At 39.2% G+C, this 14268-nt stretch carries 7 protein-coding genes; 3 read left to right on the top strand and 4 right to left on the bottom strand.

Annotation, left to right across the window (positions count from 1 at the left end; genetic code table 11):
• Nucleotides 1–66 precede the first annotated feature (66 nt).
• The gene (locus tag D8991_RS00130) at nt 67–2514 is read left to right on the top strand and encodes a bifunctional UDP-N-acetylmuramoyl-tripeptide:D-alanyl-D-alanine ligase/alanine racemase (protein ID WP_120488189.1); all 2448 of its coding nucleotides are present in this window, start codon (nt 67–69) and stop codon (nt 2512–2514) included.
• Between the two features lie 87 nt (nt 2515–2601).
• Here the strand turns inward: D8991_RS00130 and D8991_RS00125 are convergent, their stop codons facing one another.
• Nucleotides 2602–3675 (bottom strand): HmuY family protein, encoded by a 1074-nt coding sequence (locus D8991_RS00125; protein WP_120488188.1) that lies wholly within the window; start codon nt 3673–3675, stop codon nt 2602–2604.
• A 21-nt stretch (nt 3676–3696) separates the two neighbouring features.
• Nucleotides 3697–5829 carry a TonB-dependent receptor plug domain-containing protein gene (locus D8991_RS00120; RefSeq protein WP_120488187.1) on the bottom strand — a complete coding sequence of 711 codons (2133 nt, stop codon included), beginning with the start codon at nt 5827–5829 and terminating at the stop codon, nt 3697–3699.
• A gap of 90 nt (nt 5830–5919) precedes the next feature.
• Here D8991_RS00120 and D8991_RS00115 point away from each other — a divergent pair, with 90 nt between their 5' ends.
• The gene (locus D8991_RS00115; protein ID WP_120488186.1) at nt 5920–7197 is read left to right on the top strand and encodes a T9SS type A sorting domain-containing protein; all 1278 of its coding nucleotides are present in this window, start codon (nt 5920–5922) and stop codon (nt 7195–7197) included.
• A 333-nt stretch (nt 7198–7530) separates the two neighbouring features.
• Here D8991_RS00115 and thiL read toward each other — a convergent pair whose 3' ends face one another.
• Together thiL and D8991_RS00100 are read right to left on the bottom strand one after the other, a co-directional pair.
• Nucleotides 7531–8598 (bottom strand): thiamine-phosphate kinase, encoded by a 1068-nt coding sequence (gene thiL / locus D8991_RS00105; RefSeq protein ID WP_120488184.1) that lies wholly within the window; start codon nt 8596–8598, stop codon nt 7531–7533.
• Nucleotides 8599–8771: 173 nt separating this feature from the next.
• On the bottom strand, nt 8772–9299 hold the full coding sequence (locus D8991_RS00100; RefSeq protein WP_120488183.1) for an acyl-CoA thioesterase: 528 nt from the start codon (nt 9297–9299) through the stop codon (nt 8772–8774).
• A gap of 576 nt (nt 9300–9875) precedes the next feature.
• Between D8991_RS00100 and D8991_RS00095 the strand changes: the two genes are divergently transcribed.
• On the top strand, nt 9876–14252 hold the full coding sequence (locus tag D8991_RS00095; protein ID WP_120488182.1) for a S8 family serine peptidase: 4377 nt from the start codon (nt 9876–9878) through the stop codon (nt 14250–14252).
• The last annotated feature ends 16 nt before the right edge of the window (nt 14253–14268 follow it).

Raw genomic sequence — 14268 nt, 5'->3', positions numbered from 1 at the left:
GAGCAAAAAGCATAGCTCTATTTTATGAAAGTCGTCTTATCTTTGCTACGATTTAAGATTTTGTAAATGACTTATACCACAAGACAACTCGCCGAAATTACCCAATCTGAACTCATAGGAAACCCAAACCTGCCGGTAAAAAATATAGCTTTTGATAGTAGAAATATATTTTCGAGCAAGGAGATGGCGTTTATCGCTATCCGTACGCAGAAAAATTCAGGGGAGAAGTATATAAAATCTGCCATAGAAAAAGGTGTAGAAGTAGTGATTTGCCAGAAAAAACCTGAGGAAACACTTGGCGCAACTTATATTATAACCGAAAATTCAATAGCGTTTTTACAAAAGCTGGCGAGATATCATCTCTCGCAGTTTGGAGGTTTAAAGACAATAGGAATTACGGGAAGCAACGGCAAAACTATGGTGAAAGAATGGCTCTACCAATGCCTGAACGATGAATTTAATATAGTGAAAAGCCCGAAGAGTTTTAATTCGCAAATAGGTCTTCCGATTTCATTGTTGCAGATTGATGATAGACATAATTTAGGCATCTTTGAAGTAGGAATTTCTCAACCCGAAGAAATGAAAGTCTTGGAAGAGGTGTTCTCACCTAAAATAGCGATTCTGACGAATATAGGTACAGCGCATTTGATTAACTTCAGAGATGAAAACCATTTAATAGATGAGAAAATAGCTCTATTTAAAAACTCGGAGATTATCTTATTTAATGGGGATAATGAGCGGGTATTGGCGAAGATAAAAGCGCTCTATTCAGATAAAAAACTTATCTCTTACGGATTAAAAAGCACCAATGATGTAAAAATTATAAGCGATTGGAAAAATAGAAATAAGGAGGTGAAGATGAGCTACTTTGGTGAGCATATAAATCTGCCCGTGCACCAAAGAGATGAAGCTACACTTAGTAATGTACTCTGCGTAGTAGCCCTAATGAAAGAATTGGGAATAGAAAATTCTAAAATCTTGAAAAAAGTGGAAGGCCTCAAAAGTGTGGAAATGCGGTTGGAGAGCGTAGAGGGGCTTAGAAATAATTTGATTATAAATGATTCCTATAATCTTGACCTTGATTCTTTGAATATTGCTTATCAGTTTATTAATGAGTATAACAAGGCACATAAGGTTCTTATCTTGACCAGCTTTGCCGAGACAAAAAATGATGACAAATTCTATGAACAAGTGGCTAGGCTAACGAATGAACAGAAGTTTGATAAAATATTTCTTATCGGGAAGGAAATTTCAAATTATAAACATCTGTTTTCTGCTGAAACGCTTAGTTTTGATAGTACAGAGCAGATTGTTAGTAATCAACAACTTCATACGATAGAAAATTCCTTAATCCTGCTAAAAGGAGCGAGGAAATTTAGGATTGATAAACTAAAGCTCAGCCTTGAACTTCAAAAGCACGATACGGTTTTGGAGATAAATCTTAATAGCATTCTCCACAACATCAATGTACATAAGGCAGTCCTAAAACCCGAAACCAAAATGATGGCTATGGTAAAGGCGTTTTCTTATGGCTTGGGAGGCTATGAGATTGCGGAATTTTTGCAACATCATCATATAGATTACCTGACCGTTGCCTATGCAGATGAGGGAGCAGACCTCAGGAAGCACGGTATTAGTACGCCGATTATGGTAATGAACCCCGAGCAGCACAGCCATAATGCCATTATAGAATATAACCTTGAGCCGGAGATTTATAGTTTCCGAGTGCTGGATATGTTCTGCGAACAGCTGAAAATAAAAGGTTATAACGGGAAATACCCTATTCACATAAAATTGGAAACAGGTATGCACAGGCTTGGTTTTAAAGGAGATGAAATTGATTACCTTATAGAGCGATTGAATAGTCTTCCTGTAAAAGTGCAATCCGTTTTCACACATTTGGCAACTGCCGATATGCCAGAAGAAAGGGATTATGCCCTCGAGCAAATAAAAATCTTTGATGAAAATTCGTCAAAATTGGTAAGGGGGTTAGCTTATAAGCCATTGAGGCATATTCTGAACTCACCAGGTATAGCCAACTTTAGCGAATATCAGTTTGATATGGTGCGTATAGGAATTGGTATGATAGGTTTTTCTGCTAATGAGGAAATTCAGAAACAATTGCAAAACGCAGTGAGCTTTAAAACGGTGATTTCTCAAATTTCTATAGTGAGAAAGGGAGAAACCATCGGTTATAGCAGAAAGTTTATGGCAGAGGAAGATTGTTATATAGCGACAATCCCCGTAGGCTATGCAGATGGTCTCCCAAGACTTTTGGGAAATGGAGTGGGCAGAGTGAAGATTAATGGTAGCTATGCACCAATTGTAGGGAATGTGTGTATGGATATGATGATGGTAAATCTCGGTAATATCCCTGCAAAGGAAGGCGATGTAGTGAGTATTTTTGATTCGCTGGAGGAGCTGTTGTATTTCTCCGAAAAGTGCCAGACTATTCCTTATGAAGTACTGACCTCCATCTCCCGAAGGGTAAAGAGAGTCTATGTAAAGAATTAAAGTGAGGGCTAATTGTAAATAAGAAAAAGCCTCTTGTAAGTACTTACAAGAGGCTTTTTTATAAAATAAACAATAATAAGAATAAACTTAAAGCGGTTTGTATTCAAATTCTGGGTAGCCTCTTTCGCCATTAATGTTCGTCAATCTATTGAATTTTAGCTTGTAGATAACACCATTGCTGTCTTTAATGATAAAGAACACATTGTTATACACAATACGGTTAAGTACATCTCGCCAGTTGCTACCTATGGCTCTATGGTCGTTGTATACAAATTTGGAATTATCCACATCAGTGGTGGAGAATGATTTATATACATCGGCGGCGTTTTGGCTACTAGGTACTTCTACCATATATGCACCTACGCCTCCCATTGTGTTATGAAGCACGAAATCGGAATAAGTATAAGTACCACTTCCAGCAATTACATTAACGAATACGGTAAAGCATAAGTCCCATTTATTCTTTTCAGGCTGAACGGAAACTTCCTTATCCTCTTTCATATTGAAAAATGTAAAGTGGTAGGCGGGGTTTTTATTGATGATAACCTCTTTGTAGGTGGTGGCATCCAAGTCGGCATATTTTAGTTTGTATCCATTGCCATTGCGGGTAATCTGGATTTTTTTCCAGCCTCTGTCAGCCCCTCCTGTTATCGCCTGACCTAAAGTGATATCTTCAGTGTAGATTTCTTTTCCGAGATTAACGAGATAGATGGCATTTTGGGCATCATCGGCACTGATTTCTGCTATAGCAGTACGCCCAGAAGCATAATTACCTTCAACATTATCTACATAGTTTTCATTTTCTGCTTTAAAGGTTCCTACTTTTATTTTCTTTTGCAAATCTTTTACAGATGCGGAGGTTACGGCGTTTATATCCGTTGCTCCTTCAATTACTCCTGCTGCCATTTGAATCGAGAAGTTGAGGATTACCTTAAACTCTTTTCCAGAGTGAAATGCCAAATCCCAGGAAGGTCTCTTATTAATGGTCTGCTCTCCTGTGCTTAGATTTAGCCAAACTTGATTAGGCACTGCTGGACCTCCTATTTCTGGACTGATAACCGCCCCTTCAAAAGGAGCAATAGTTACGGGGTCTTCGTTATCCCTCAAACAGGATTGAAAAGTAAAGATGCAAAGGCTGAGGTATAGAAATATATTTTTCATTTTCGTATGTTTTTTAATAAGTTAGAATTTATAAGTTAAACTTGCAAAATAGCTCCTTCCGTAGAATAGATGTGTGGTGGTTGAGATACTATGCCCGCTACCTCCTTGTGTAGTGTTTTTAATTTCTGTTACATCAAAAATGTTTTTTACACCTGCGCTTAGGTTTAAATGATTCTTAAAGAAAGGCTGGCTTATCGTAGCATCCATTCTATTGAAGTCTTCCAGTGTTCCGAGCTCATAGACTCCTTTATTGTTCGCAGGGTCTAAGCCAGAGAGTATGTATTTCTTGCTTTTTCCATTGTATTTATAGTATACAGAGAACAGCGTCTGGGTTTTATTCAGTTTGTAACCAGCAGATACGCTGATTTCTGGTGTAAAGAAATACTCCTCTGGAGAGACAGTATCTACTACTTTTGATTTTAAGGATTGAGAAACCCCCGTTAGTGAAGCACTGGTATTGAAATTAAAGTTGTTGATTCTACCATCAAAGTTTAAGTTGAATAATAAAGACCTATAATCATTAATATTAATGTATTGATACTTTAATGGCTGCAGATTCACGATGGATAAATCTATTCTGTCTTTTACTTGGAGGTACATTCCAGAGATGCTAAAATTATATTTTTTATTCTCTTTTGAGATTTTATAATCGGCAAAGATTGCTGCGGTAAGGCCTTTTTCGGCAGAGAGATTTTCATTTCCGCGAATGTCGTGGTTAGCATTTACTAAGTAAGTGTAAAGCTCCGTATAAGTTGGGAAACGACCTGCAGAACCTCCCGAAAGTCTTATTTCTGATTTGTCAGATAGATTATACTTTAAGGCAAGTGAGTAATTAAGCTGGTCATCAGACTTATTATTGAGGCTATATCTCGCGCCTGGCCGTATATGAAACTTAGGGAATAGTCTCCATTCCGCAGAGAGGAAGTGAGCATAATTGAATACCGTTCTTTCAATATTATTAACTCCGAAAAGTCCTGTGCTTGAGTCGGCAAATCCCTGGGTTCTGTCGAGCTCATACCCCAGTTGGAAATTAAATACATCACTGTTAGTAAAGTTACTAAACATACTTCTGGAATATATCGTATTGATATCGTAGTAAGTGAGCTTCTCATTTCTGGATAGCTCGCTTCGGTTGGGCACATCATAGATATAGCTCTGGGTTTGCTTTTCTTGTTTTTGATAAGAAAAATCTCCCATATAATTAATATGCCCGAGCTTGCTAACGATATTAAGCTGGTGAACCCATCTTTGGGTATAGTAGTCGTTATCTCTTGAGATTAGGGTTCGTTTGCCACCAGCAAAGAGTAGAGATTCGGTAATGGGGCTTCTGTAATTGATTTCCTCTTTCATTAGGTTAGCTTTGTAGAAGAGGGTAGTAGCGTTTTTATGGTATCTTATCGTCCCGTTGATGTTGTATAAATCCTTGGGTTGCCAGTCATAACCTCGTTTTCCATTAACGGTTTCGCTAAAAAACTTATAGCCATTCCTTGAGCCTTCATAGCCTTTGAAATCGTTATGATTAAAATCCAAGCTCACCGACCAGTTAGGGTTTATGTTATAGTTGAGATTTACATTTTGTATGTGCCTTCCTTTACCTTTTTTGTAGAGGTCGTAGCCTGTATTTACGGTTTCTTCTTGCAGGTTGATGCTGCCTGTAAATTTTTTGTTGTATTTCTTTTTCGTAATGATGTTGATTACCCCTGTTACGGCATTACTTCCATACTCTACACCCATAGAGCCGCGTACTACTTCTATTTTCTCGATATTATCTACGCTTATTTTAGTTAAATCGATTAAGTTACCGAGAGATTCATCATTAATAACGGGAATGTTATCTATTAATACTTTGGTATATTCGCCTCCTAATCCCAATATATTAGCATACGAATTACCATTAGACCTGTCGGGAACAATAAGCATATTCAGGTTTTGATTCAGCACTTCAGCTACATTATTTGCCGCCATATTTTTGATTTGTGCTCCGTCTATTACTTCTACTTTATAGACCGATTTGTTTATAGACTGTGGTGAAAACTGACCAGTAATCACCACTTCTTTTATATCTCTTGTTCGTAAGGAATCTGTTTTCTGTGCCTGTACTGCTGTTGCCATACCTATGCACAGTAGTCCGAGGGTATATTTAGCTTTATTCATAAAAATAAATTTTAGGCAAAGATAATATTTATTTAGAATTAATATTTTCAAATCACTATATTTGCCAAAGTTTTTTAAAAAAGTTTTATTATGAAAAAAAGTATATTTTTATCAATGGCGTTAGCTCTTTTAGCTAATATGAGTACGCATCTATCTGCTCAGGTAAAAGATGCGAATGGTTACACTACCGTAGAGGCTACTATGGGGCAGAATTATCAGAACAGGGTGTTTTACAGCTTCGGGAAGAACAATCTCATCTCTCAGCCTGCCGAGACTTGGGATATTGCTTTTTATAGAAACAGTATGTTTGAAACAGGTACAAGGATAAATGATGCTAAGAATATCCTAGTTTATGTAGCCAGTGAAGACCCTACCCAGTGGGATAGCGTTAATACAAGTATCGTTTCCACAGGTACTCCTCTTTACAATCCTGATAAAACAGAAAAAATTGAAGTAGGAGCATTTGAGCAAGGCCCGAGATCTTTAGGTTGGGGAGATTATAACCCAACTACCCACCAGATAGAAGGAAAAGTGATTTATATCTTGCACTATGGCAGTGCTGTCTATTATAAATTTATGATTGAGAATAGATTTAAGAATTATAAAATTAAGTATGCAAAACTAAAAAGTGATGGTACTTGGGAGGATACTAAAACAGCAATTATCCCAGATGGAACAGATGACGCTTTCTTCAACTACTTCTCCTTTGATACTAATGCAAAAGTCCCTAACCTCGAGCCACCGAAAAAAGATTGGGATCTAATGTTTACCCGTTATTGGACTTTGTATAATAATGTAGCAATGTATCGTATGTCTGGTATTATCCAAAGCCCTAATATCGTAGTAGCACAGACAAATGAGACCCAAGATACTCCAACTTTCACCGCACCTGTAGCTTCTAAATACTCAAAAGGTATTACCACTATTGGGCATTCTTGGAAAGGTATAAGTACTGTACATAATGATGTAGTATACTATATTAAGAATAACAGCACAAAGAAATTCTATAGAATGTACTTTATTATCAATGGCGGTGCATCTACTGGTAATATGCACTTTAAGTATAAAGACATTACCGATGATTTAGGCGTACAAGATCTTAACACTAAAGCATCTTTCGGGGTATATCCGAACCCAACTGTGGATAAAAGAGCTACCCTCCTCTTTGATGTAAAAGAAAAAGACAGCAATAAAGGTACTGCCGAGCTCTATGACCTCTCTGGTAAGAAGGTATATGAAGTCTCTCTAAGCAATCAAAATGGTCTCTATAAGGAGGAGCTCAACTTCCAGCACCTACCAGCAGGAAACTATATCCTCAAAGTAAGCTATGGAGGAGCTTCACAAACCAAAAAACTTATCTTAAAGTAAGAACTTTTCTAGTTTAAATTTTTTCATATCGTGCAAATCCCGAAAAACGAGGTTTTCGGGATTTGTCTTGGGTCTATTCTCCGAAGGTTTTGCGGAGAATAAGCCGTATATTTACCGCAAAATTGAAACAATGGCGCTTTATATTCATCAGTGGGAAACCTTACCACCTCCAAGTACGCTAAAATTACCAAAACCACTCCCGATACCGCCCTCAGGGATATTAATGATTTGCTCCAAAAGGGTGTTTTAAAAAAATCCGAGTCAGGAGGTCGCAGTACCCACTATATCCTCAATAACTAACCCGAGAGAATGCCCCTAGGGTTTGCTTTCGTTTTAATCCTCCTTCCCCTTTTTATTAAGAAACGCATCCCAGCCCTGCGCCGTGAGTTTGGAGAGCTCGTTACTCCCTCTTAGCACAAGGTAGCAGCCTTCGGAGGCTTCCGTAGCGTGCCCTATAATCGTAAAGTCGGGGTGGTTCTTTATTTTATCGTAGTCTGAAGGGGCAATCGTCATCAGCAGCTCATAATCCTCACCCCCAGAGAGTGCCGCGATGCTTGGGTTGAGGTTAAACTCATCTGCCGTCATTATCGTAAGCTCATCCATCGGTATTTTCTCCTCGTAGAGGCGGAAGCCTACCTTGCTCTGGTCAGCGAGGTGAAGGATTTCAGAGGCGAGCCCATCGGATACATCAATCATCGCTGTGGGCTGTATGCCGAGCTCTTGGAGCTTAGCGCGGATATCCGTCCTCGCTTCGGGTTTTAGTTGCCTTTGGAGGATGTAGTCATAGCCCTCCATCTCGGGTTGCATATTCGGATTTACGAGGAATACCGAGTGCTCCCGCTCCAGCACTTGCAGCCCCATATACGCCCCACCGAGGTCTCCCGTCAGTACGAGCAAATCGTTTGGTTGGGCACCGCTTCGCTTGGTGAGGCTTTCCTTTTCCCCATAGCCTATCGCGGTAATGCTAATCACTAACCCTGAATGAGAACTCGTGGTGTCGCCTCCTATCACATCCACTCCGTAATGCTTGCAGGCGTGCCCGATTCCTTCGTATAGCTCCTCGAAAGCCTCTACGGGGAATCGGTTAGATGCCGCAATCCCTACGAGAATCTGTGCAGGCACGGCATTCATCGCAGCAATATCGCTCAGGTTGGCAACTACCGCTTTGTATCCCAAGTGCTTCAGTGGGGCATAGCCAAGGTTAAAGTGCACGCCTTCGGCAAGGATATCGGTTGTGATAGCGATCTCCCTGCCTTCTGCCGAGAGCAGTGCGGCATCATCGCCTATCCCTAAGACGGAGGAAGGCTGCTGGAGGCTAAACCTCTCGGTCAGGTGCTTAATGAGCCCAAACTCTCCGAGCTCGGAAACGGGGGTAAGTTGTGGTGATTTATCTTCGAGCATTTCTTCTGTTTTAAGGCGCCAAACATACAGAATTTTTCTCTAATGCTTGTGGAGGAGGGGAGATAGAATTTCTTTTTTTACTTATCCCATAAACCAAAAAAAATCAAAATACAGCCCCCTACTTCATAAAAAGCAGGGGATAGTTTTATTATAGAAGAAGGCTTCTCTAACTCCTAAGAGCGCAGCTGAATCTTCGTCCATTTCTTGGGTAGGAAGGCAGAGGGGTCTATATTCTCTGGACGTGTGTCAATGTTTTTAAGCGTCTCCCGAGAGAGGAGTTTGGTGCTTTGGGTTTTGTAGTCAGAAAAGGCAGCGAGCACATCGTTTGGCGGGGAGGTCATCTTCCTAATCATAGAATCTATCCAAACACCGAGTACGGCAACGGTAGCGCAGTGGGAGCCATCGGCGAGATAGAATCTGTGGATGAATTTATAGATGCCCGCATCTTCGGAAAGCCCTGCCAGCTCGAGGGAGACATAGACCTCCTGGTCGGCATAAATCTCTTGAAAGAAAAACACCTCTTCGTGGAGGATAACAGGCGCGATGCCCCATCGGTTCAGCTGTGAAAGCCCCATTTTGTGCTTGTTCATAAAGCCCATACGGGTCTGCGTACAGTAATCTGCATAGGCAGCGTTTGCGAGGCATCGGTTGGCATCTATATCGCTCCATCTCACCTCAAATTTATGGTAGTAGGTTGCCATTGTGTGATGTTTTATGTGGTCAAACATACATATTTTTTTACTAATATCTATAAGTGGTATTGATGGGTGATTGTTCTTCAATAAAAAGTATAAAAGTTCAGTATAAAATCTAAAATTTTCTTTCAAAAAGCAGTTTGTTTTTTGAAACTGTTGATTAATTTTTCTTTCTAAATGACGAAAATGGGAAACTTGTGTGAGATTTTGGGAGCTCTAAACACTTAAATTTAACTAAAAATAGGGTATTTTAACTAAAAATCTTAAATAAATTTTTCATCAATTATTTTATTGTATTTTCAGAATATAATGATAAAGTAAATGTGGTTTTTGTTAGTGATGTAATAATTTAATATAGGTTTAAATAATAAATTATTATGTTTTTCATAGAATGTAGCATAAGATTGAGAATATTTATTATTGCTTTTTGTATATATGCTAATATTGTAAATATTGCTAATATATAATAAAATAATAATTATTTTATGTTTTTTAATATTAAAAATTTATTAAAATAAATAAAATTTTGTAGTATTAAAAATATTGTGTAGTATTGTCCAGTTAATTTTAAATGAATTAATAATGAGAAAGTCTACATTAGAGTTCGGGTCATTTACCCGAAAATTGCCAGTAGCATTATGTTACTTATTTGCTACGGCAGTGTTTGCACAGAATGCCCAAGAGGTAAAGGTTCTTCAAAGCAAGACGAACCTAAAAGGATTGAATTTATTAGGCAAGCAATTCCGCAAAGGAACGCTAAGCAGAGCGCAGCTGGAGTCCAGAGCAAAGGAGATGAACATTCCGTTCACCACCGAGTTTGGAGGTAAGTTTTACCAGTTGCAAGGTTTTAACGCTAAGGGCTTCCCTTTGTACTATGTAACGAGCAATGCTGGAGCAGCAGAAGGTACGGGAGTTACAAGGCTTCAGACGAGCCCAGGATTGGAACTTCAAGGAGAAGGTATTGTTCTCCGTGAGTGGGATGGAGGAGCTGTAAGGCTTACCCACCAGGAATTTGGAGGAAGAGCCAAAATGGGTGATACCTCTACACGGCTTAATAGCCACTCTACCCATGTGGCGGGGACAATGGTTGCCAGTGGAGTAGATAAGAAAGCGAAAGGAATGGCACCAAAAGCAGAGCTTATCGCCTATGACTGGAATGATGATGAGGATGAAATGACAACAGCTGCAACTAACGGGGCACTTCTTTCAAATCACTCTTATGGTTATTTAGGAGGTTTTGAGTATGGTAACTGGTCAGGAGCTACAGGTTGGCACTGGTTAGGAACTGATGATGATACAGAATATGTAGGCTATGGACATTATGGAGAAACGGATGCTCAATGGGATTTAATCTCAAAAAATGCTCCTTATTACTTGGCGGTAAAAGCAGCAGGTAACCCAAGAGGAGATGGTCCTGAACCTGGTGGAGCACACTATGTAAGAAAATTAGAGAATGGTAAATTAGTATGGGCAAAATCTACAAAAGTTCGCCAAAAGAATGGGGGAGCCAATGGTTTTGATTGTATTAACCACGGAGCAACGGGTAAGAATGGGCTTATTATCGCAGCGGCTCATAAAATCCCAGGTGGCTACAAACAGCCAAGTGATGTAAAAGCAGCGAGTTTCTCAGCTTTCGGTCCTACCGATGATGGTCGTATCAAGCCAGATTTAGCAGGTATAGGTGTAGGTGTATATTCTACAACATCAACAGGTGATGACCAATATACCTCTTTGAGCGGTACCTCAATGGCGTCTCCAAATGTAACGGGCTCTCTTGCCTTATTACAAGAGCATCATAATAAATTGTACCGTTCGTTTATGAAATCTGCCACTCTAAAAGCATTGGCAATTCATACAGCGAACGAGGCAGGTGAGCATCCTGGTCCAGATTATCAATTCGGTTGGGGACTTCTCAATGCCTTTAAAGCTGCAGAAGTATTATCCACCAAAGATAAATACTCAAAAGTAGAAGAGGTTACCTTAAATAATAATGGCACTTATACCCTAAAACTCACGGCAACAGGAAGTGCACCATTAGTTGTAACCATTGTTTGGGATGATGCCGTAGTAGAAAAACTTCCAGATGCTACGCTTAACAACAGAGAATCCGTATTGGTAAATGACTTGGATTTACGAGTATCCGATGGAGCAACCACTTTCTTCCCTTGGAAATTAGATGTAAATAATCCAGCGAACGCTGCTACCAAAGGCGATAATACCAAAGACAATGTAGAGCAGGTAGTGATAGAAAACCCGGTAGCAGGCAAGGAATATACCATCACCGTAAGCCATAAGGGTGACCTGAAAAAGAACGATGACCAGGGTAAATTAGTTCCTGCAGCTTCTCAAGACTTCTCTCTTATTGCAACGGGAATTAACAATGGTGTATCAAAAGACTTGGCATTAAAATCCGTATCCTTACCACCAGCTAAGGAGTATACAAACCAAACGCCAGTAACGGTAGAGGTAGAGAACTTAGGAAGTGCATCTGCAACAGGAGCTAAACTTAAATACAAACTCGTAAATGTAGACAATGGTAATGCCGTAGAGCATACAGGAGAAGTAGCATTAGAAGAAGTAGCACAAGGAAAGACGCTTAGCAAGTCGTTTAATGTAGATTTATCCAAATCTTTTGTGAATTACAATATAGAGGTAGAAGTAGAATTAGCAGGAGATGAGGTAGCAATGAACAACACCGCTTCTACAAGTGCATACGGTATAGTAGCCTCTGTATTAGAAGATGGGGATAAACACGCCGTTGGTTTCGAAGAAGAGAGTTTAGAGAAAATCGGTTGGACTGTGAAAGATGTAGATGGAAAAGGAAGAACCTGGATGAAGTATACAGATGCAGACTTAGCAAATACAGGAAAGAGCTTTGCGGTGAACTTCCCTAATAGAACAAAAGGTACAGACGACTGGTTATTCTCCAACCCTATCAAGGTGAAAGCAGGTAAGCTCTATATGCTGGAGCTCTACGCAGGTAGATTCCAGAATGATGAAGAAAATCTTGAATTCTTCTATGGTGATAGCCCGGAAGTATCAGCAATGACCAATAAGTTAGGAGATAAATTAACCCTTGCTCCAAGTTATAATAAAGTAAATAGAGAATTTACTCCTACAAAAGATGGCGTCATTTATTTAGGCTTCCACAATAAGATGGACGCCGATAAGGCCTCTTATGCTGTAGCAGTAGATGATGTATTGGTAAGATTTGCAGAAGGGAAACCATCAGCAGACTTTACAGTGGCTAAACCAAGAGTTAATTCTTATGAGACAGTTCAGCTTAATAATAATACAACAACTGCCTCTACTCAGCCAGCGACTTATGAATGGTCATTCAGCCCGAATACAGTAGAGTATAAAGACGGTACAACAAGCACATCTAAAGATCCGAAAGTAAGATTTACAGAAGAGAAACAGTATTCAGTAACATTGAAGGCAACGAATTCTTCAGGTAATGATGTTAAGGAGAAAAAAGACTTTATCACTGTTAAGAATACTCCATCTCAAGCTAAATTTATCACTTCAGGAAATTCAATCTTTGAAACTGAAACGGTAGCATTTACTAATAAATCTACTGGTGATCCGCTTCCTACATCATTTGAATGGACGGTAACGCCAAGTGATAATACAGAATTTGTAAGTGGTACTACTTCTACATCTAATAACCCAGTAGTTAAGTTTAATAAATCCGGAGACTATAAAGTTTCCCTAAAAGCAACTTCTCCACAAAACGAAACCACTGCTGAGGTAGATATAAAAGTAGCAGGAGTACATAATTCCGTGAAAGATCTTTCAGCTACTCAAGAGAATAACAAGGTAAATCTCAAGTGGGTAAGACCTAATATGAACCCTTCCTATACCGAAGGATTTGAATCCGGAAAAATACCTACCGAGATGACAGTCTATGACAATAATGCAGATAAAATGAGCTGGATGATTTCTGCTTTTAATAAAGCAAGTGGAAATTATGGACTACTCAATTATGGTTGGTACTTCAGAAGTATGGATGTAGATGACTGGATCGTAACTCCTAAAATAAAAGGAGGAGCAGAAGTGCTTAAATATTTTGTGAAACACGACTATGTAGAAAGATATGATGTGTATGTAGTGAAAGCACCAGCTTCTGGTAAAGCACCAACGATAGATGAAATCAAAGCAACAGGTGAAATTGTTTACAAGTTTGATGGAACTGAAAAAACTAAAGGTACATTTGTTGAAAGAGAAGTTGATATCAAAGAACACTCTAAGGATGACTTCTTCGTAGTGTTCCACCACAGAACTACAAAAGATGATGACGCTCTTCTCCTTGCATTAGATGATATCCAAATAGGATATAAAGATAATGTAAGCTCTGATAAGACAGTAGCTGCAAAACCATCTGATGAAGCATCTGTTGACTTGAAGCAAGTAGTAAGAGAAGGTACTAAGATTCTGAAATCTGGTGATTTTGAAGATCCATACAAAGCAGAAGCACGAGAGCAAGTGCCAGTAGAGTTTGGAGCTACAGACCTTCCTAAACTTGAGAAGTATGAGATTGTGAGAAACAATGTGAAGCTCACCGATATCAATGACTATAACACATTGAAACACACAGATAATCTTACACAGACTGGTACTTATACCTACGATGTATACGCTGTGTACTCTGATGGTAAGAAGTCTGATAAGGCAAGTGTAACGATTGTTGTAGATAACCTTTCTGCTTCAGAGGTAGTGAAAGGTGGTCTGAAAATCTATCCAAACCCATCTGATGGTAGATTTACTATCGAGCTTGGTAGTGGAACTTCTTCAGTTCAAGCACAGGTTTATGACCTTTCAGGTAAGCTACTCTTCAAGAAGGATTATAGCGGCAGTAGGGCTGATCTCGACCTTACTCAGTATCCGAAAGGAGTATATCTATTGCACCTCACCAATAACAAAGGCGAGAAGCAAACGGCTAAGCTCATCGTTCAGTAAGGTAAGTTTTTCATAG

Origin of the sequence: Bergeyella cardium, assembly GCF_003614945.1 — a bacterium.
GTDB lineage: Bacteria > Bacteroidota > Bacteroidia > Flavobacteriales > Weeksellaceae > Bergeyella_A > Bergeyella_A cardium.
The sequence above is the reverse complement of the archived record's forward strand: the minus strand, read 5'-3'. Positions and strand labels throughout refer to the sequence as shown.

Excerpts from the sequence above, each read along its gene's own strand:
- D8991_RS00130 (WP_120488189.1), top strand. The coding sequence starts at position 67 with ATGACTTATACCACAAGACAACTCGCCGAAATTACCCAATCTGAACTC.
- D8991_RS00125 (WP_120488188.1), bottom strand. The coding sequence starts at position 3,675 with ATGAAAAATATATTTCTATACCTCAGCCTTTGCATCTTTACTTTTCAA.
- D8991_RS00120 (WP_120488187.1), bottom strand. The coding sequence starts at position 5,829 with ATGAATAAAGCTAAATATACCCTCGGACTACTGTGCATAGGTATGGCA.
- D8991_RS00115 (WP_120488186.1), top strand. The coding sequence starts at position 5,920 with ATGAAAAAAAGTATATTTTTATCAATGGCGTTAGCTCTTTTAGCTAAT.
- thiL (WP_120488184.1), bottom strand. The coding sequence starts at position 8,598 with ATGCTCGAAGATAAATCACCACAACTTACCCCCGTTTCCGAGCTCGGA.
- D8991_RS00100 (WP_120488183.1), bottom strand. The coding sequence starts at position 9,299 with ATGGCAACCTACTACCATAAATTTGAGGTGAGATGGAGCGATATAGAT.
- D8991_RS00095 (WP_120488182.1), top strand. The coding sequence starts at position 9,876 with ATGAGAAAGTCTACATTAGAGTTCGGGTCATTTACCCGAAAATTGCCA.